Source organism: Solibacillus sp. FSL K6-1523 (assembly GCF_038005225.1).
Classification (GTDB): domain Bacteria; phylum Bacillota; class Bacilli; order Bacillales_A; family Planococcaceae; genus Solibacillus.
The window spans coordinates 3,045,515-3,065,633 of sequence record NZ_JBBOSU010000001.1 but is presented as its reverse complement, the minus strand read 5'-3'; the positions used below and the strand labels follow the sequence as shown (position 1 = coordinate 3,065,633).

The 20,119-nt window shown below is 39.1% G+C and carries 20 protein-coding genes and 1 other annotated feature; of the genes, 17 read left to right on the top strand and 3 right to left on the bottom strand.

What is annotated here, in order from left to right; translation table 11 throughout:
• The first annotated feature begins 7 nt into the window (after window positions 1–7).
• From hemC to MHI10_RS14820, 5 genes are all read left to right on the top strand, one after another.
• On the top strand, window positions 8–940 hold the full coding sequence (hemC, locus tag MHI10_RS14840; RefSeq protein WP_340786716.1) for a hydroxymethylbilane synthase: 933 nt from the start codon (window positions 8–10) through the stop codon (window positions 938–940).
• On the top strand, window positions 930–1,673 hold the full coding sequence (locus tag MHI10_RS14835) for a uroporphyrinogen-III synthase (protein WP_340786715.1): 744 nt from the start codon (window positions 930–932) through the stop codon (window positions 1,671–1,673). Before hemC ends, MHI10_RS14835 begins: the two co-directional genes overlap by 11 nt.
• Window positions 1,670–2,650 (top strand): porphobilinogen synthase, encoded by a 981-nt coding sequence (gene hemB, locus MHI10_RS14830; RefSeq protein WP_340786713.1) that lies wholly within the window; start codon window positions 1,670–1,672, stop codon window positions 2,648–2,650. Before MHI10_RS14835 ends, hemB begins: the two co-directional genes overlap by 4 nt.
• Before the next feature lies 1 nt (window position 2,651).
• Window positions 2,652–3,941, top strand: coding sequence for a glutamate-1-semialdehyde 2,1-aminomutase (hemL, locus tag MHI10_RS14825; RefSeq protein WP_340786711.1), 1,290 nt, complete (start codon window positions 2,652–2,654; stop codon window positions 3,939–3,941).
• Window positions 3,942–4,107: 166 nt separating this feature from the next.
• Window positions 4,108–4,893 (top strand): hypothetical protein, encoded by a 786-nt coding sequence (locus MHI10_RS14820; protein ID WP_340786709.1) that lies wholly within the window; start codon window positions 4,108–4,110, stop codon window positions 4,891–4,893.
• On the opposite strand, the gene MHI10_RS14815 is transcribed toward MHI10_RS14820, so the two are convergent.
• Window positions 4,874–5,065 carry a hypothetical protein gene (locus tag MHI10_RS14815; protein WP_340786706.1) on the bottom strand — a complete coding sequence of 64 codons (192 nt, stop codon included), beginning with the start codon at window positions 5,063–5,065 and terminating at the stop codon, window positions 4,874–4,876. The genes MHI10_RS14820 and MHI10_RS14815 overlap by 20 nt on opposite strands.
• Before the next feature lie 261 nt (window positions 5,066–5,326).
• Between MHI10_RS14815 and chrA the strand changes: the two genes are divergently transcribed.
• From chrA to MHI10_RS14795, 4 genes are all read left to right on the top strand, one after another.
• Window positions 5,327–6,475, top strand: coding sequence for a chromate efflux transporter (gene chrA, locus MHI10_RS14810; RefSeq protein ID WP_340786704.1), 1,149 nt, complete (start codon window positions 5,327–5,329; stop codon window positions 6,473–6,475).
• Between the two features lie 85 nt (window positions 6,476–6,560).
• Window positions 6,561–6,932, top strand: a binding site (T-box leader).
• Window positions 6,933–7,022: 90 nt separating this feature from the next.
• On the top strand, window positions 7,023–9,665 hold the full coding sequence (locus MHI10_RS14805) for a valine--tRNA ligase (protein ID WP_340786702.1): 2,643 nt from the start codon (window positions 7,023–7,025) through the stop codon (window positions 9,663–9,665).
• A gap of 95 nt (window positions 9,666–9,760) precedes the next feature.
• Window positions 9,761–10,672, top strand: coding sequence for a helix-turn-helix transcriptional regulator (locus MHI10_RS14800; protein ID WP_340786700.1), 912 nt, complete (start codon window positions 9,761–9,763; stop codon window positions 10,670–10,672).
• Between the two features lie 61 nt (window positions 10,673–10,733).
• Window positions 10,734–11,120, top strand: a complete 387-nt coding sequence (locus MHI10_RS14795; protein ID WP_340786697.1) for a GyrI-like domain-containing protein — start codon at window positions 10,734–10,736, stop codon at window positions 11,118–11,120.
• A 57-nt stretch (window positions 11,121–11,177) separates the two neighbouring features.
• Here MHI10_RS14795 and MHI10_RS14790 read toward each other — a convergent pair whose 3' ends face one another.
• Entirely contained in the window at window positions 11,178–11,963 is a 786-nt protein-coding gene (locus MHI10_RS14790) for an ATP-grasp domain-containing protein (RefSeq protein ID WP_340786696.1), read from the bottom strand.
• The gene (locus tag MHI10_RS14785; protein ID WP_340786693.1) at window positions 11,960–12,829 is read right to left on the bottom strand and encodes an ATP-grasp domain-containing protein; all 870 of its coding nucleotides are present in this window, start codon (window positions 12,827–12,829) and stop codon (window positions 11,960–11,962) included. The genes MHI10_RS14790 and MHI10_RS14785 overlap by 4 nt, the downstream gene beginning before the upstream one ends.
• A gap of 98 nt (window positions 12,830–12,927) precedes the next feature.
• Here MHI10_RS14785 and MHI10_RS14780 point away from each other — a divergent pair, with 98 nt between their 5' ends.
• The 8 genes from MHI10_RS14780 to MHI10_RS14745 all read left to right on the top strand — a co-directional run bounded on the left by MHI10_RS14780 (window position 12,928) and on the right by MHI10_RS14745 (window position 20,038).
• Window positions 12,928–14,190: a bifunctional folylpolyglutamate synthase/dihydrofolate synthase gene (locus MHI10_RS14780; protein ID WP_340786692.1), complete on the top strand. Its 1,263-nt coding sequence runs from the start codon at window positions 12,928–12,930 to the stop codon at window positions 14,188–14,190.
• 275 nt (window positions 14,191–14,465) lie between these two features.
• Entirely contained in the window at window positions 14,466–15,095 is a 630-nt protein-coding gene (locus tag MHI10_RS14775; protein ID WP_340786691.1) for a translation initiation factor 2, read from the top strand.
• A gap of 94 nt (window positions 15,096–15,189) precedes the next feature.
• Window positions 15,190–15,777, top strand: a complete 588-nt coding sequence (locus MHI10_RS14770) for a Maf family protein (protein ID WP_340786690.1) — start codon at window positions 15,190–15,192, stop codon at window positions 15,775–15,777.
• 18 nt (window positions 15,778–15,795) lie between these two features.
• Complete coding sequence (gene radC, locus MHI10_RS14765) at window positions 15,796–16,494, top strand: RadC family protein (protein WP_340786689.1); 699 nt, start codon at window positions 15,796–15,798, stop codon at window positions 16,492–16,494.
• Between the two features lie 367 nt (window positions 16,495–16,861).
• The gene (locus MHI10_RS14760) at window positions 16,862–17,878 is read left to right on the top strand and encodes a rod shape-determining protein (protein WP_340786688.1); all 1,017 of its coding nucleotides are present in this window, start codon (window positions 16,862–16,864) and stop codon (window positions 17,876–17,878) included.
• Window positions 17,879–17,890: 12 nt separating this feature from the next.
• Window positions 17,891–18,811: a rod shape-determining protein MreC gene (gene mreC / locus MHI10_RS14755; protein WP_340786687.1), complete on the top strand. Its 921-nt coding sequence runs from the start codon at window positions 17,891–17,893 to the stop codon at window positions 18,809–18,811.
• Window positions 18,811–19,338, top strand: a complete 528-nt coding sequence (mreD, locus tag MHI10_RS14750; protein WP_340786685.1) for a rod shape-determining protein MreD — start codon at window positions 18,811–18,813, stop codon at window positions 19,336–19,338. Before mreC ends, mreD begins: the two co-directional genes overlap by 1 nt.
• A gap of 31 nt (window positions 19,339–19,369) precedes the next feature.
• Complete coding sequence (locus tag MHI10_RS14745) at window positions 19,370–20,038, top strand: septum site-determining protein MinC (protein WP_340786683.1); 669 nt, start codon at window positions 19,370–19,372, stop codon at window positions 20,036–20,038.
• The last annotated feature ends 81 nt before the right edge of the window (window positions 20,039–20,119 follow it).

The following is a 20,119-nucleotide window of genomic DNA, read 5'->3' as shown; positions in this document are numbered from 1 at the left end:
GAGTATTTTGAGAAAAATTATTGTCGGATCACGAAAAAGTAAATTAGCTTTAACGCAAACAAATTGGTTCATTAATGAGTTAAAAGCGGCAGGTGTGCCATTTGAATTTGAAATAAAAGAAATTGTAACAAAAGGTGACCGCATTTTAGATGTTCAATTATCAAAAGTTGGCGGTAAAGGGCTTTTTGTTAAAGAGATTGAGCAAGCGTTATATGACAAAGAAATCGATTTTGCTGTGCATTCAATGAAGGATATGCCATCTGTTTTGCCAGAAGGTCTTGTTATCGGTTGTATCCCACCGCGTGAAGATGCGCGCGATGCTTTCATTTCAAAAGGCCATGTAAAATTTGCAGATTTACCACAAGGAGCAGTCGTTGGGACGAGCTCATTACGCCGTAGTGCACAGCTTTTACAAGTGCGCCCGGACCTAGAAATTAAATGGATTCGTGGAAATGTTGATACACGTTTAAATAAATTAGAAACAGAACAATATGATGCCATTATTTTAGCGGCAGCTGGCTTAAAACGCCTTGGCTGGAGTGATGAGGTCGTAACGGAGTATTTAGATATCGATCTTTGTCTACCTGCTGTTGCACAGGGTTCACTAGGCATTGAGTGCCGTGCGGATGATGCAGAGTTATTAGAGCAATTAGCGAAATTGACAGATGCACCGACTTGGCAAGCAGCTCATGCTGAACGTTCGTTTTTAGCGGCAATGGATGGCGGATGCCAGGTGCCAATCGCAGGCTTTGCAACATTGGACGGGGATTCGATTACATTCACAGGGTTAGTTGCAGCACCAGATGCTTCTGTTTTCTTTAAAGAAACAGTAACAGGTACAAATGCAGATGCTGTCGGAAAAGAAGTTGCAAGGATTTTGACGGAGCAAGGCGCATTTGATTTAATTCAAAAAGTAAAGGCTGAGTTGGATGTCGAGTAATTTACCATTAGCAGGTAAAACAATTATTTTGACCGGTTCACATAAAATACAAACAATTGCGCCTTATATTGAAGCGAATGGTGGGCAAGTAAAAATGTTTCCACTTATTGAAGCGCAGGAATTGGTGTCGACTGAGGATGAAATGCGTCTTACACAATGCAATGACTATGATTGGCTCATTTTTACGAGCCAAAATGCAGTTAGTGCATTTGTAGAGAAATTAACGCGTTTTGGGGTACCTAGCTCTACTATTCAATGTAAAATTGCGGTCGTAGGTGAGCGAACTGCTGAAAGCTTACAACAACACGGTTTGGCATTTCATTTTATGCCAACAGTGTATAGCGCCGATGTATTTGTACAAGAATTTAATTATGAAGGTCGTGCACTATTTTTACGTGGTAGTCTAGCGAAGTCGACCATTGCAGACGGTGTTGGCGCAGATGAATGGACGGTTTATGAAACGGTGCCATCTAGCAAGTATATTGAAGCGCTTCATGAGGCTTTAATTGCAGAAGCTGAACCGATTGTCGTTTTTGCGAGTCCATCCTCTGTCGAAATTTATGCGCAGGAGCTTGTCCCGATGCTTGATTGGCGTTATGTCAAATTTGCAACGATCGGCCATGTAACGACACAAGCTTTAGCGAAATATGGGATTGCACCGATTGTCCAGCCGCAAAAATATACGATGAAGGCTGTTATTGAACAACTCATTTTGGAGGAAACGAAACTATGACTGAATTATTTTTCCAACGTCATCGCCGCCTGCGTCAAAGTGCAGGTATGCGTGCATTAGTAAAGGAAACTTACTTACACAAAGAAGATTTAATATATCCATTATTTATTATTGAAGGCGACAACATTAAAAATGAAGTTAGCTCAATGCCAGGTGTATTTCAGCTGTCTTTAGATAATTTGGCGACAGAAGTAGATGAAATAGTCGACTTAGGTATTCGCGCGGTATTATTATTCGGTATTCCAGCTGAAAAGGATGCTGTTGGTACGGGTGCATTCCATAATCATGGCATCGTACAAGAGGCGACTCGTCTTATTAAGGCGCGTCATCCAGAGCTATTAGTCATTGCGGATACATGCTTATGTGAATTTACAGATCACGGGCACTGTGGTGTTGTTGAAGGCGATCAAATTTTAAATGACCCTTCACTTGATGTGTTAGCGCGTACAGCTGTTTCACAAGCACAAGCAGGCGCGGATATTATTGCACCTTCGAACATGATGGATGGCTTCGTGACGGCGATTCGTACAGGACTAGATGCTGCAGGCTTTGAGCATATTCCGATTATGTCTTACGCTGTGAAATACGCATCGAGCTATTATGGACCGTTCCGTGAAGCGGCAGATGGAGCACCAAAATTTGGCGATCGTAAAACGTATCAAATGGATCCATCTAATCGTATGGAAGCAATCCGTGAAGCAACATCTGATATTGACGAGGGTGCTGATTTCTTAATCGTGAAGCCAGCGCTTGCTTATATGGATATTATTCGTGATGTGAAAAATAGCTTCCCGATTCCAGTTGTTGCTTACAATGTGTCGGGTGAATATTCGATGGTGAAAGCAGCTGCGGGTAATGGTTGGATAAATGAAAAAGCGGTTGTATTGGAAACTTTACTTGGCATGAAGCGTGCAGGATCTGATTTAATTATTACGTACCACGCAAAAGACGTGTGTCGCTGGTTGGAGGAGAAATAATATGCGTACTTATGAAAATTCGAAAGCAGCATTTACAGAAGCGGTTAATTTAATGCCAGGTGGTGTAAATTCACCTGTACGAGCATTTAAATCCGTTAACTTAGATCCGATTTTTATGGAGTCTGGTTCAGGCGCTGTAATTAAAGACATTGATGGCAATGAATATATTGACTATGTTTTATCATGGGGACCGCTTATTTTAGGGCATGCACATCCAGAAGTTGTCGATGCGATTCAACAGCAAGCGGCAAAGGGTGCTTCATTTGGTGCGCCTACTTTATCAGAAAATAAATTAGCGAAACTAGTATTGGACCGTTTACCATCTGTCGAAATGATTCGTTTTGTTTCTTCAGGAACGGAAGCAACGATGTCAGCCCTTCGTTTAGCGCGCGGATATACAGGACGCGACAAAATTTTAAAATTCGAAGGCTCTTATCATGGGCACGGGGATTCACTATTAATTAAAGCGGGTTCAGGTGTTGCAACATTAGGTTTGCCAGATTCGCCAGGTGTACCGGCAGATGTTGCTAAAAATACGTTAACGGTTGCGTACAATGATTTGGAATCAGCAAAATTAGTATTTGAAAAATATGGTTCAGAATTAGCCGCTGTTATTTTAGAACCTGTTGCAGGAAATATGGGCGTTGTTCCACCACAACCAGGCTTTTTAGAAGGCTTACGCAAGCTAACGGAAGAGAATGGTACAGTACTGATTTTTGATGAAGTAATGACAGGCTTCCGTGTCGATTATGGCTGTGCACAACAATATTATGGCATCCAACCAGATCTGACTTGTCTTGGAAAAGTAATTGGTGGTGGATTACCAGTAGGTGCATTCGGCGGAAAACGCGAAATAATGGAACAAATTGCGCCATCAGGTCCAATCTATCAAGCGGGTACATTATCTGGTAACCCACTTGCGATGACTGCGGGTTATGAAACATTATCACGTTTAAATGAAGAAACATACACTTATTTCCGTAAGCTTGGTGACCAATTAGAAGCTGGTTTCCGTGAAGCGGCAACAAAATACAATATTCCACATACTGTAAATCGTGCAGGTTCAATGATTGGCTTCTTCTTTACGAACGAAGAGGTTATTGATTTTGAATCGGCAAAAACTTCAGATTTAGCATTATTTGCGGAATACTTCAAATTAATGGCAGAAGAAGGTGTGTTCTTACCACCATCGCAATTTGAAGGGTTATTTATTTCGACAGCACATACAGAAGCGCATATCGCAAAAACGGTACAAGCATTCCATACGGTGTTTAAGCAATTAGCACGTTAATTTGAATCGTAAAATGACATTTCCCCTCGGGTTGAAATGTCATTTTTGCATTTATTATGTACATAAGGTTTGGGAAATTGTCTATTAAAGCACACAAAATGTCGATAGCATAAAGTTCCTCATAAATAGAATAGATTGTACATAGAGTTATTCGAGGGGGGATTAGATGAAGGATATTTCCTGGGAAATGGATGAGTACTTCTTTTTTCCAAACAATTTTGGTGCTGTAGCAGAAGTACAATCGGTAAAAATTTCACCGCAATGGGTGCCGATGGAGCTCGACAATTCGATGCGGTTAAATGGCATTTATCATTTTGCTGTGGAAGTGGCTTTCAATGATGGACGGGAAGCAACATTACAAAAAGGCACTTATATTGAAGATTTAGATTTAAATGATAATGTGGGATACTTTGAATATGCTTTACCATTTAGCATTGATTTACCAGATACAGCGAAGCAACTTGATAGCGTAAAAGTGTTAATTGAAGGAGAGCAAAGTGCGGTATTTGATGGAGGCTGTCAAGTGAAGTGGAATGTTCGGTGTCAATTTGAAGATCATGTCGCAGAGAAAATCGACAATCAAGAAATTGTAGTGAAAAATATCGAACAAAAAGTAGAACTGCCTGCAATTTCGGAAACACATGAAGTGACAACGGTTACGGAAACTGAAGAAGTTACAGCGATTTCAGAAACACATGAAGTAACTGCAATTTCAGAAACGAAAGAAGTAAATGTCAGTGCCGAAAGCCCTGTAGTGAGTGCGGTCGCGGAAACTCGTGAAGTGAGTGAAACGGTGGTGCTGAAAGAAGTGAATGAAGTCGCGGAATCTCCAAAGCAAATGGAGGAAGAATTGATGTATACTGTGCCTTCAGATGATTTTTATCGAGATCTTTCTGAGGCGTATAAAGTACATCAAGTTATCACTCCAAAAGCTAGAGATAATCAGTCATAAGCAAATAACTGAGACCGATTAAAAGAACGAGTAAAATAATATCGCCAGTTGTCGGTACGAATATTGTTCGAATAGCTTGGAAAATTGTTATGGGGATGATGCAATTTTTTATGAAAAAGCGAGTTTTACGTAACCATGGTGGAAGTAAGTAAGGATTATAACCTTTACGCATTTTCATCATCTCCTTTTTATCAGTATATGCAAGACTTGGTCATGAAGTGAAAAATTGACGTAATGGATTTTAGAAATGGGAAGGCATGGCTTTGCGATTGAGCGAGCGATGTCTTTTTTATTTGTACCTTTTTTAGAGGAAATACTGATATATATAGCTATTGTAAAGAAAATGATAGTTTTGTAAATGTCCTTTTATAAATGGGAAACATTTAGTAAAGTTAGGATAAGTGGATAAAGATAATTTTTTAGGAGTGAAAATTTGCGGAACTTTTTGGATATTTTTTGGACATCGTTGAAATTAGGAGTTACATCGTTTGGAGGACCCGCTGCACATTTAGGATATTTCCAACACATGTATGTGAAACAGAAAAAATGGCTGACGGATGAAGAGTATTTAGATTTGGTCGCATTAAGTCAGTTTTTACCTGGTCCTGCTTCAAGTCAGGTCGGTATGGGAATCGGGTTACGAAAAGGTGGAGTAGCTGGTAGTATTGCCGCGTTCATTGGATTTACACTACCATCAGTCTTGATGTTGATTGTATTTGTGTACATAATGGAACGCTTTGAGATGAGTATCGGTTGGCTACAAGGGTTGAAAATTGTTGCAGTAGCGATTGTTGCACAAGCTATTTTGGATATGGGGAAAAAAATATTAAAGACCCCTTTGCAGTATGCGCTGTTAATTTTAGCGACAATTTTATTACTTTACGCTACATCAATCTATTCACAAGTGGGTGTTCTTATTGGGAGTGCATTCATTGGATTTTTGTTTTTGAAACAGCCAGGTCAAGCGATTCCTAGCGTTGTATTTTCGAAAAAATGGGGTGCCGTATTTTTATCCGCATTTTTGGTGTTATTAATCGGTTTGCCTATTGCTTCCCAATTATTGAAATGGGAATGGCTCGTGCTATTTGAAAAGTTTTATTTAGCGGGGTCACTTGTTTTTGGTGGTGGACATGTTGTTTTACCATTACTAGAATCGCAATTCGTTGGTTCATATGTGACAGCGGAATCCTTTTTAGCAGGATACGGATTAACGCAAGCAGTACCAGGGCCATTGTTTACGTTTGCTAGTTATTTAGGAATGGTCATTGGTGGCATTCCGATTGCCATGCTTGCGACAGTGGCGATCTTTTTACCAGCATTTTTATTAATTGTTGGAGCGTATCCGTTTTGGTCAAGTATTAGTAGTCATCAAGCGTTACGTGGGGCAGTAGCTGGAATGAATGTAGCAGTTATTGGTATTTTAATTGCCGCGTTTATGTCGCCTATTCTCACGTCAACAGTTCGCGATGTAATGGATGCATTTTGGGCAATTGTTTTATTTGTGTTGCTTGTGAAGTTCAAATTGAAGCCGTGGATCATTGTCGTGATAGGTGCTTTAATTGGTGTTACATTTTATCGTTAAATCCGAATTGCATTTTTGGTATATCAGATGGACTCCTGTACTTGAAATTTTAACGAAAAGAGCGTAAAATATATACAATTATATAAATGAAACGTTGAGTAGGAAGAGTATGCTTGAGCGTGATGGTTAGAGAGGAAACGGTAGCTGAAAAGTTTCTACATTGCACGAGCAGAAGGTAGCCTAGGAGTTGACTTAGTGAACGAAGAGTAGCTAATGTCCGGTTAAACACCGTTATCGAATGAAGTGCCGAAAAGCTTAATGAAATTTTGCGAGCGCATGACACGACAAAGGCTTAAAAGAAAGCGTTTGTCAGTCAAGGAACGACGAAGCGAAGCAACCGCAGTGAACTAATGGTTCATGAGGATTGCTGAGTGAGGAGTGACGAAGAATGCGAACGCTTGTCTTAAGCCGCTCGGAATTAAAGGTGGTACCGCGACTTAACTCCCTCGTCCTTTTTTAGACGACGGGAGTTTTCTGTTTGTTCAAAATCTGAACGTAATTACGTTCAGAAACAATCGATTATTTTATTGATAGAGGAGAGAATACAATGACTGAAATTTCAATGCCAACTAAGTATGATCCACAGTCCACAGAAGCAGGCCGCTATGAATGGTGGTTAAAAGGTAAATTTTTCGAAGCAGATCCAACAAGTGATAAGGAACCATACTCAATTGTTATTCCACCGCCAAACGTAACAGGGAAATTACACCTTGGTCACGCTTGGGATACAACGTTACAAGATATTTTAACGCGTATGAAACGCATGCAAGGTTACGATGCGCTATGGTTACCAGGGATGGACCATGCAGGAATTGCAACACAAGCGAAAGTAGAAGAAAAATTGCGCGGAGAAGGCATTTCACGCTATGACCTTGGTCGTGAAAAGTTCTTAGAAAAAACATGGGAATGGAAAGAGGAATATGCCTCACATATCCGTGCACAATGGTCAAAACTAGGTCTTGGATTAGATTATTCAAAAGAGCGCTTCACGTTAGACGAGGGCTTAAATGTTGCGGTTAATGAAGTATTCGTAACATTATACGAAAAAGGCTTAATTTACCGCGGTGAGCGTATTATTAACTGGGATCCAGCAGCTAAAACAGCGTTATCTGACATCGAAGTAATTCACAAAGAAGTAGAAGGCGCATTTTACCATATGGAATACCCATTAGCTGACGGTTCTGGCGTTTTACGTGTTGCGACAACTCGTCCAGAAACGATGCTTGGTGACTCTGGTATCGCGGTTCACCCGGAAGATGAGCGCTATGCACACCTAGTGGGGAAAACAGTTATTTTACCAATCGTTGGACGCGAAATACCAATTGTAGCGGATGACTATGTTGATAAAGATTTCGGAACTGGCGTTGTTAAAATGACACCAGCACATGACCCGAATGACTTTGAAGTTGGTAATCGTCATAACTTAGAACGAATTTTAGTGATGCATGAAGACGGTACAATGAATGAGCTTGCGGGTAAATATAATGGTATGGATCGTTTTGAATGCCGTAAGCAAATCGTAGCGGATTTACAAGAAGCAGGCGTATTAGTTGAAATCGAAACGCATGTACATCAAGTAGGTCACTCAGAGCGTACAAATGCTGTAGTAGAGCCATATTTATCGAAACAATGGTTCGTGAAAATGGGGCCATTAGCAGAAGATGCGTTAGCAATGCAAGCAAATGAGGACGAAAAAGTAAACTTCGTGCCAAACCGCTTTGAAAATACGTATAATCGTTGGATGGAAAACATTCATGACTGGTGTATTTCTCGTCAACTTTGGTGGGGACATCAAATTCCAGCTTGGTATCATAATGAAACAGGCGAAGTATATGTAGGTAAAGAAGCACCAGCAGATGCTGAAAACTGGACGCAAGATGAAGATGTACTCGATACATGGTTCTCATCTGCTTTATGGCCGTTTTCAACGATGGATTGGCCAAATGAAGACAGTGAATTATTCAAACGTTATTACCCAACTAGCACGTTAGTAACGGGCTATGACATTATTTTCTTCTGGGTTAGCCGTATGATTTTCCAAGGGAAGGAATTTACAGGCGAGCGTCCATTTAAAGATGTATTAATTCACGGTTTAGTACGTGATGAAGAAGGACGCAAAATGAGTAAATCCCTAGGTAACGGGGTTGATCCAATGGAAGTAATCGAGCAGTACGGTGCGGACTCATTACGTTATTTCTTAGCGACAGGTTCTTCACCAGGGCAAGATTTACGCTATTCTACAGAAAAAGTAGAGTCAACTTGGAACTTTGTTAATAAAATTTGGAATGCTTCACGATTTGCATTAATGAACATGGAAGGCTTAACATTCGAGCAAATTGATTTAACAGGTGATCTTTCAACGGCAGATAAGTGGATTTTAACGCGTTTAAATGAAACGATTGAACGTGTAACGACATTATCGGATAAATACGAGTTCGGTGAAGTTGGTCGTGAGCTTTATAACTTCATTTGGGATGATTTCTGTTCTTGGTATATTGAGATGGCGAAATTACCATTATACGGTGAAGATGAAGCGGCGAAATTAACAACGCGTTCAGTATTAGCGTATGTTTTAGACAATACGATGCGTTTATTACACCCATTAATGCCATTCGTTACAGAAGAAATTTGGCAGCACCTTCCACATGAAGGCGAGTCAATTACAGTAGCGGCTTGGCCAACTGTAAACGATGCTTACAACTTTAAAGATGAAGCGGTAGAAATGCAGTTGTTAATGGATATTATTCGCGCTGTTCGTAACATCCGCGCAGAAGTTAATACGCCAATGAGTAAAAAAGTAGCGATGACGATTTCAGCTAAAGATGCATCAATTGCAAGTATTTTAGAAGCAAACAAAGGCTATATCGAAAAGTTCTGTAACCCAGATGGCTTAACAATTGGCGCTAGCTTAGATGCACCAGCGCAAGCAATGTCAGCGGTTGTATCAGGTGCAGAAATTTTCATGCCACTTGCAGGCTTAATTAATATCGACGAAGAAATTGTGCGATTAGAAAAAGAGCTTGAGAAATGGGCGAAAGAAGTAAAATTAGTTTCAGGCAAGCTTTCAAATGAGCGTTTCGTTGCAAAAGCACCAGAAGCGTTAGTAGCGGTAGAACGTGAAAAGTTAGCGGATTATGAAGCAAAATTTGCAACAGTTGAAAAACGTATTGCGGAATTAAAAAATATGTAATTAGTGCAGAGCTGTATAAAAGGTCAAGAATCTTTTATACAGCTCTTTTCTTTGTGAAATAATTGCAAATCAAAATAGGAAGGAAAGCATACAGAATGAAAACTGAGCGGCTCTTTTCGATTTTAATTTATTTACTGCAAAAGAAGAAAGTTTCTGCTGAACAATTAGCTAGTCAATTTGAAGTAAGCAAGCGAACGATTTACCGAGATATCGATGCTTTATGTTCCATTGGTATCCCGATAATATCCTATTTAGGGAAAAATGGTGGCTTTACATTAATCGATACATATAAGCTTGATAAATTTACATTTAGCGAGGAGGAAAAACGTTTTTTATTACAAGTTCTTTCATTAAAAAGTGAATTATTTGATGTTCAACAACTCGCAACTTTGCAAAGAAAATTGGAGCTATTAAAGGACAATAATCAAGACGGCGGATCTAATATTTCGATTGCCTCCTCTACTTTGCATCGACAAACAATCGAGAATGAAACAAAAGTAAAAATACAAAACATTTTACCCGTCATTGAGCAACGATATAAAATGAGTATTTCATACGTATCACAAACAGCAAACATTTCCAATCGTATTATCCAACCGATAAAGTTGAATTTCATGAATGGAAGTTGGTATTTAGAAGCTTATTGTGAAGTTAGAGAAGCTTTAAGGCTATTTAAGCTAACTCGCATTCGCAACATGCAAATTATAAAGGATACTACGAGAGCTACCAATTTTGAAGAAACTGCGCAATCTTCAACTAAATCCGTCAAAATGGAGGAAATCCGTTTATCTTTTTCAAAAAGTGAGCTTGGAAAATTATATGATTTCTTTATGGAGGATGAAATAACACTACTTGAAAATGGTCAGGTGAATGTGACATTTACATACGATACAAATAAAAATATGCTTCCGTTTCTATTAATGTTTGGCAGACATGTAAAAGTACTCGCCCCGGAATGGTTAAAAAATAACTACATGAGCGAAATCAAATTTATTTTCGAAAGCTGACATACTGTTGTCATATTAACGGTGCTACACTTGAATTATTAATAGCAAGGAGGAAATAGACATGACTAAAACCATTACTGAAAAAAACATTTACGGGAGAAAGGTGAGAACGAATAACCAAAATCCAGATGAGATTCTTAATCTGTGGGAAGCATTTAGTCGGTTAAATGTGCAAGGCGATGTTTACGCTGTTTATAGTAATTATGCGAGTGATTTCACAGGAGATTATGATTTACATATCGGTACGGAAGAGAACGTTACAAATGAAAGTAATGTTAAGATTCCAGCGGGTAATTACTACGTGATCGATGTAGATCCGACTATCGAAAATGCGGTTTTTAATGCGTGGGTGGAAATTTGGGGAAGTGAATTACAAAGAGCGTATACAACGGATTTTGAATTTTATGGAACAGATGGACGTGTGCAAATTTATTTATCAATGAAGTAATACTTTTTTAAAAGGAATCCCGTTGTTTTTTCAATGATGAAAAGACAACGGGATTTTTTATAATTGTATTAATAAATAATCAATTAATAACGTTGGTAAATCTTCCTTGTATAAATCAAAAAACGAACGCGCCCCAACAGGATCTTCTATTTCATTAAAGTAAAATTGCCCGTCCTCTCCGACTAAAAAATCGATGCCGATATAATCAGATTGAAGTGTATCGACGAGCTTTGCTACATATTGCGCTAGCGTGGCAGGTACATCAAATATTTCAATTGTTCCACCTAATGTGTAGTTGGATTTAAATGTTTTGCCCGTACGTTTGACAGCACCGATAATCGTTTTGCCAAGTACCCAAATGCGAACGTCTTGATTATTGGACGAGATAAATGGCTGAATGATGCTATTTTCTCCGAATAGGCAGAGTCGTTCATTTAGCTCGGCTTCCGTTGTACAAAGCACGACTTCCTTGCCTCCATGTCCATCCTTTGTTTTTACGACGACTGGATAAATCATTTCAGTATTTGGCTCAGTCCAAGTGGCAATACACGGAATATCGAGGGAACGAGCGAGTTGCTGTGCTTTTAATTTATCATTCGCAATGGCGTTGACGACTGGAATGTTAAATGTTTTCACACCAAGTGCGTAATAATGTGCCACGAGCTGACTGTCCCGCGTGCGATTCCATATGAAATGAGGCAGGGGACCTGTTAGCGGTATATTATTTGCTAATTGTAAATGCAGCTCACAATTTTTTTCTCGGGCTGCTCCCTGTAACATACGGATAAAGGATTCATTAAGCTCAGCATCTGCGCGTTCATATAATAGCCAGCCTTGGATCATTTGCCGAGCTTCCGTAAAATATATTCGGTTAATGCTTCCCCTACATTGACGCCTGTAACATTATAAATATTGCGAATATGTGCAGCTGCATTCACTTCACATACGAGTGGTTCTTCATTTTCTCCATATAATAAATCGACCCCAGCGTATTCGGTACCAAGTACATTTGCTGCATCTAATGCAAGCTGAATTTGCGTTTCGGTTAATTCGATTTTTGAAGCGACCCCACCATTTGTAATATTCGCACGGAAATCAGTTTCGGAGTGGCGATACATGGCCGCAACGACCTCTCCACCGACAACATTAACCCGAATATCACGTCCGAAACTTGTCGCGACATATTGTTGGAATACGTAGTCAATACCTGACAGCTCACTTACTTTTTCAAAAAAGGCTTCACGCGTTTCAATTAAATATACCTTCATTCCAAAAGAGCCATGTGCCTCTTTTATAACAAGTGGTAAACCGAGTGCTTGAATGACTTGCTCATAATAATTAGTATGTAAAATCGAGAAGTTTTTATAAACTTTCGGTGCAACAATTGTTTTAGGCATTGGAATGTTAGCCTGCGCTAAATTGATATATTGCTTTGCTTTATTATCGCAAATTTCAATTACATCCGGGTCATTAAATAATGGAATGCCTTGCTGTTTTAAATACTGCCCTAACAATACGTCTTTATCAAAAAAGATGGCAAAATCCGGCTTATTTTCAAGTGGTTTGTCTAATTCAATTAAAATATCGCAATTTTTTTTAAGTATCGGTTGTACATCGTATTTGCGAACCGCTTCCGCCATTAAATTGGCTTGGTCTACAAATTTATCATTTACGAGACTACCGTTATAAATAATCCAACAACTCGTCATAAAATACCTCCGTTAAGGGAACTTTGATCTTTCCCATAGTAACATTTTTGCAATCTATAATATACTAGACTTAGTTTGTAAGTAAAGGGGATTTCAGCATGATACCAGGTTTAGAACAGTATAAAGAAAAGTGGAATGTAACAAGCGACCGCGCCATTAAACCGGGGCTACAGGCGATAAAGGATGCGCTCGCATTAATGGGGAATCCAGAGCAACGTCTAGCCGTTGTGCATTTAGCTGGGACGAATGGCAAAGGCTCAACATTAACATTCATAGAGCAAATATTGCGCCAGCACGGCTTACGCGTAGGGAAATTTATGTCGCCATGTATTTTAGATGTACATGATCAAATTCAAATTGACGGTTCGCCGATTACAGCGCTGCAAATGGATACGGTGTTTCAGCATTTGTACGCATCAAATATTTCAAGCAAGTTAACGGATTTTGAATTGTTAACATGCACGGCTTTCCTTCATTTTGCGAATCAAGACGTGGATATTGTGCTTCTTGAAGCAGGGATGGGCGGTCGTGAGGATAGTACAAATGTTGTGGAGCCGCTTGTTTCGATTATTCCAAGTATTGCCCTGGAGCATACGAATTTTTTAGGGACTACTTTGACGAGTATTGCCCATCATAAGGCGGGTATTATTAAGGCGAGTAAGCCCGTTATTATTGGGGCTTTACCAGAAGAGGCAGAGCAGGTTATTAGAGTCGAAGCGTCGCAACAACAGGCGTCAGTCTTAAAATTAGGACAGGACTTTAAAGTTTACGCGGCGGAACAAGGGGACGTTTATGAAAATGATGCCAAACAAATCGTCATCCAAGCACTGCAACGTCAACTACTTGGTCAGCATCAAGCGCAAAATATGGCTTTAGCGATTACCGCCTTTTTTGAAGTAGCGCCAATTTTGAATGTGACACCTGCGCTAAATAAGGTGCAAGCGGGTGTGCAAAATGCAACGGTGCCTGGTCGTTTTGAGCAAGTTTCCCAAAATCTTTATTTTGATGGTGCGCATAATCCTGCAAGTATTCGAATGCTTGTGGAGACAGTTAAACAGCAATTTCCAGGTAAGCGCATTGAATTTGTACTTGGCATTTTGGCGGATAAAGATGTAGAGGAAGTACTGCGCATTTTAGAAGAAGTAGGAGATGCCTTTTATTTTATGGACATTGACAATGAGCGTGCGATGAAAGCGGACCGTATTTTACAAATGAGTCGCGCACAAGAAAAAAAGATACTTGTAAATGAACAATCCTTTTTACGAGAAAAGATCTCACAACAAACCGTCCGAATTGTAACCGGGTCTCTCTATTTATTAAGTGATATTCGCCTGAAATTAAAACAAGGTAGGAACTTCTAATAGCATAAAAACTAAACTGAAGCATTCATACAAATTATTTGTGTTGAATGCTTTAGTTAATTTTTCATTTTTATAAAAGTTACATATTAATCTAACTCCATGGTAGCCACCGAATATAATCGATTAATCCTCTAAAATAACTATCAAATATAAGGACGCAACTTAGCATTTTTTGAAGTTGATAAACATATAATTATTACAACCAAAAGATGAAAATAGACTTGTCTTTTTTTGCGTTCTTTTTGGTACGGTAAGCAATAAAAAGAGGTGAGCATATGCCAATTATTCGAACACTTAAAAAAAACTCCGTTGCACAAGCCGTATTTTATGGTGTTTTAACTGGGTTATTAGGCGTTATTGCATTTATCATTATATTAAAGTTGCCGCAAGAGCCAGTAGAACCAGGGGGACAAGGAGAAGTCATTAGTACTTCGCAGCAGCAGGAGACTGAAGTAAATGAAAAGGATCTAGTCAAGCAACAATTTTTTGCACTGCAGCATGGTGTCTTTTCAAGTTTTGAAAGCGCAGAGCAATTTTTAGCATCTTATTCAACGTTAAATAAAGCGGCAATAGTTCGCATCGGAGATCAATTTTTTGTTTGGTCAAAAATTGATAATGAAAAAGTAGAAGGTGCGACTCAAACGGAGCCGAGTTCATTTTATAAGCCGTTCGTTTTGTCGAGCAGCTGCCCAAATCAAGCCGAGAAGCAGTTGCCAAAAACATTAATGGATACAAAGTTGTTAACGCTTGACCGTGTGACAAGTGAACAACAAGTTGATTTACCAGAAGATTGGAGCACTATTCTACCAGAAATTCAAAAATTATCTGAAAATGTGAGTGTAATTCGTTTACATGCATTAATTAATTATTATGAACTCGTAGATTGCGTGAAAATTGATTTTTAACGGTGGTATAGCCGTCATTTTTTATAAATCATAAAAAGCAGCCATTTTTCAAAACTCCATTTGTCGTTTACTATTAACGATAGGAGGAATGGAAATGAATTTTACTACGAATGAACAACTTGTATTAGCATCGGCATCACCAAGAAGGAAAGAATTATTGGGGATGCTCGGCGTTCCGTTTGTTGTCCACACAAGTGATGTGGAAGAGACAAGTGTACAAGCTGATACACCACAGCAATATGTGAAAGAAGTGGCGCTATTAAAAACACGGGATGTTGCGGTCAAAAATCTCGGGCAATTGATAATAGGTGCAGATACGATTGTTGTTTTTGAACAGCAAATTTTACACAAGCCGAAATCTCATGAAGAAGCGATTCGACATTTAATAAAACTAGCGAATAACCGACATCAAGTGATGACCGCAGTAGCAATCATCCAGCCTGATGGAACCGAAACGACCTTTGTTGAGGAGACAAGCGTTGTGTTTAAAAATGTTTCGAAGGCGTTAATCGAGGCTTATGTGCAAACTGGTGATCCATTTGATAAGGCTGGTGGTTACGGCATTCAGACGAGCGGTGCATTACTCGTTGATCGAATTGAAGGAGACTACAATAATGTTGTTGGTTTACCAATCGCAACATTAGTTCAAACATTGCTTACTTTACAACTACTAAAAATCTAATTTTTTAGGAGGATGTAAATGACAGTATCGCCAATTATTAATATTAAAATAAGAGATGTCCACGAGGCGGATCGACCACGGGAACGACTCATTCGTCAAGGCGCAAAAAGTTTATCCAACCAAGAGCTCATTGCCATTTTACTTGGGACAGGTACGAAAAATGAATCGGTGTTGGCGGTGGCGAACCGTGTGTTATTAAATTTTGAAAAGCTGCATAATTTAAAACACGCAACATTGGAAGAAATGAAAGATATTAAAGGGATAGGAGAGGCAAAAGCGGTGTTATTACTTGCGGCAATCGAGCTAGGGCGTCGTTTAGCTTCAAAAGATTTAGAAGAGCGCTATACAATCCGTTCACCCGAAGATGCCGCGTCTTTTTTGATGCAGGATATGACCTCGCTGCAACAGGAACATTTTGTAGTTTTATTCCTGAACGTAAAAAATCAAGTGCTACATAAGCAAACGATTTTTGTAGGAAGCCTCAATGCCAGTATCGTCCACCCACGCGAAATTTTCCGTGAAGCAGTGAAGCGTTCAGCAGCAGCGATTATTTGTTCTCATAATCATCCAAGCGGCGTGCCGACACCAAGTCCAGAAGATATTGATGTGACGAACCGCTTGTATGAGGCGGGGCAAATAATTGGCGTGGATTTACTCGACCACGTCATCATTGGGGATCATCAATTTATTAGCATGAAAGAAAAGGGATACTTTTAAGTGGGAAAATTGTCATTTTGGTCATCAATCAAAATGACAATTTTTTTAGTGGACAAGCATAATACATACATTCTTTGAATATTTGTTAATTGTTTCTGAAAAACAATGCAACTAATAAAAATTTAATTCGTCAAATGACATTATTGTTTCGCTGTATTGTTAAATCTTACATAGTAAATTTTATTTGTTTCGTGGGGAAAATAGAAATACAATAGAAAAGTAGTGTTCAACAAAAAACATTCGACAAAAGTCGAGATGCGGTGCTTGGAACACTATAATTTTTTGAATCTATCCGTTATAATAGAGCGTATGATTTTAATAATGTCATCGAAGAGATAATTGCCTAAATAGAAAGGGAGTACTTAATTTGTTTGGATTAGGAAATAAGGATGTCGGGATTGATCTTGGCACAGCGAATACACTTGTGTTTTTGAAAGGAAAAGGGATTGTTTTACGTGAACCTTCAGTGGTAGCGAAAAATACAAAAACTGGGGATATCGTTGCAGTTGGTAATGATGCGAAAAATATGATCGGACGTACACCAGGTTCGATTGTTGCCATTCGTCCAATGAAAGATGGCGTAATTGCAGATTTTGAGATTACAACAGCGATGATTCAGTATTATTTAAAAGAGGCAATGAAAGCTTCAGGTTCAAACTGGAAAAAACCAAATGTGATGATTTGTGTACCATTCGGCATTACTTCAGTAGAACAACGCGCGGTAATTGATGCATCTCGTCAAGCGGGTGCAAAAGATGCATTTACGATTGAAGAGCCATTTGCAGCGGCAATCGGTGCGAACTTACCGGTTTGGGAGCCTACTGGTTCGATGGTCGTTGATATCGGTGGTGGTACGACAGAAGTAGCGGTTATTTCACTTGGTGGTATCGTAACGAGTGAATCTGTACGTGTTGGTGGTGACGCAATGGACCACGCGATTATTGCTTACATTCGCAAAACGTACAACTTAACAATTGGTGAGCGTACAGCGGAATCAATTAAAGTAGAAATTGGTACAGCTCGTTCAGAAGGAGCGATTGAAACGATGGACATTCGTGGTCGTGACTTAGTAACTGGTTTACCAAAAACAATCGAAATTACTTCAGAAGAAATTTCAAAATCATTACACGAAGCCATTGCAGCAATTTTAGACGGTGTGAAAAAGACATTAGAACAAACACCTCCAGAATTATCTGCGGACGTAATGGAGCGCGGTATCGTTTTAACAGGCGGTGGTGCATTGTTACGTAATTTAGAAAAAGTTATTAGTGATGAAACGAACATGCCTGTATTTATCGCAGAAGACCCGTTAGATTGTGTAGCTATTGGTACAGGTAAGGCGTTAGATAATATTGATTTGATTCGTGCGCAACAATTACGATAAGGAGGACTGGCAGTGCCACATTTAACAAATAAAAAATTAATCGTTCTATTAATAAGCGTAATTTTCCTTGTGGCATTGATTGGTTTCTCTCTACGTGATCGTCATAACGCAACATTACCCGAGCAAATTATTAAAGATACAGTTGGCTTTGCGCAATCAATCGTTGCAAAGCCAACAAACTACATAACAGGTATTTTTAGAAATATTGAATCGCTGTTAAATACGTATGAAGAAAACCAGCGCTTAAAAGTACGCCTTGAAGATTTTGCCGTTTTACAGGCTGAAGTGGGCTTATTAAAGGCTGAAAATAATTCATTGCGTGAGTTAACATCAATCGAGGAGAGTTTGCGTGATTTCGACCCGATTCAGGCGACGGTCATTGCGAGAAACCCGGATCAATGGGAAGAAAAAATCATTTTAAACAAAGGTACAGCAGATGGTGTTGAAAAGAATATGGCTGTCATGACTTCGCGAGGCCTCATTGGCAAAATTGTCATTGCGACACCGTTTACTTCTGAAGTGGAACTTCTTTATACGAATAATGAAAACTATCGTGTATCTGCCATTGTACTCGGAGAAAAAAATGAAGAAATTCACGGTTTAATAGAAGGTTATGATGAAGAGCGCAACGAATTATTATTAAAGCGAATTGATTCGAATTTAAAATTAAAAGTGGGCGAAAAAGTTCTGTCTTCTGGTTTAGGTGGTATTTTCCCGAAAGGTATTTTAATTGGTGAAGTGACCGAAGTAACGACGGACGACTTTGGTTTGACAAAAATGGCATATGTGAAACCTGCTGCAGATTTCTCTATGCTAGAAAATGTTATCATTGCTAAACGTGAAACGATTGCAATTGATGGCTCAGATGGAAGTGCAACGAATGGTGATTTAACGAATGGCCCTGCCCCTGAGGAAGATGAGGAGGAGAAATAATGCTCGTTCGATTTCTAATTCCAACTGTCGCCGTTCTGTTATTTTTACTTGAATCCCAATTCGCGATGTTCTCCCCGATTGAAATTAAAGGCGCAACCATCATTTTAGTTCCGCGCTTTTTAATTTTGTATTTAATCTTTTTAGCCATTTATTATAATCGCAAAAAAGCGATGATTTACGGACTTATTTTTGGGCTCCTTTTTGATGTTTTTTATATTAATATTATCGGGCTCTATACATTTTTATATCCCGCGCTTTGTTTTCTTGCTGCATGGAGCGTGAAAAGAATCCACCCGCACCTTGCAGTTTCTATTTTTATTGCTATTGTATTAATGAGTTTGTTAGAGTTTGCGATTTATGAATTTTTCTATGTTATTCAATTTACTTCGATGGCATTACAGCCTTTCTTGTACAACCGACTTGTGCCGACTATTTTAGCGAATTCATTGTTTTTAATGATGCTAGGTTGGGCATTCAAATATTTAATTAGCGCTCGTGTGCTTCAGCGTGCACAGGAGCATTCTTAATACAATGAAGCGTGAGGTGACATGTATAGTTATGAAAAAACAACTTGTCCATATTAAAGGGACAAAAGAAGGGTTAGCACTTCGACTAGACGATCAATGTTCCTACGCGGAGTTAATTGAAGAACTAGGAAATAAAGTTACAGACGGCCACCTTGATGGTAAAATAGATGTACAATTACATTTGGGGAAACGGTATTGTACACCCGAACAAAAACAGCAATTAATTACAGCGGTAGAGCAACAGCAAAACTTACGTGTATCGAAAGTGTTGAGTGATGTCATGACGATTGAGGAAAGCAAGGACTTAATTGAAGCGAATCGCTCAGAACAATATGTTGGCATTGTGCGCTCAGGTCAAATAATACGAACGCCGGGTGATATTATCATATTAGGTGATGTCAATCCGAATGGACGTATCGAAGCAGGCGGTAGTATTTATGTGATGGGCAAGCTAAAAGGAATTGCACATGCAGGCACGGGGGGCAATGTAGAGGCGATTATTTCAGCAGCTCATTTTGAACCGACACATGTATTAATTGCCAACCAAGTTGAAGTGATGACAAATGAAAGACAGTTTATTTTAGACCATACGGATCAATTATGTGCTTATATTGGTTCGAACGGTGAAATCTGTTACGATAGAATACAAGAAGTACGAAATATCCGACCGAATTTATCGACATATCGAGGAGGAAGCTAAATGAGTGAAGAAGATCTATTACTTGCTGAAAATATTGATGAAGCAATCGCTCAAAATGCAACCTTACATAAGAAAGGGGCC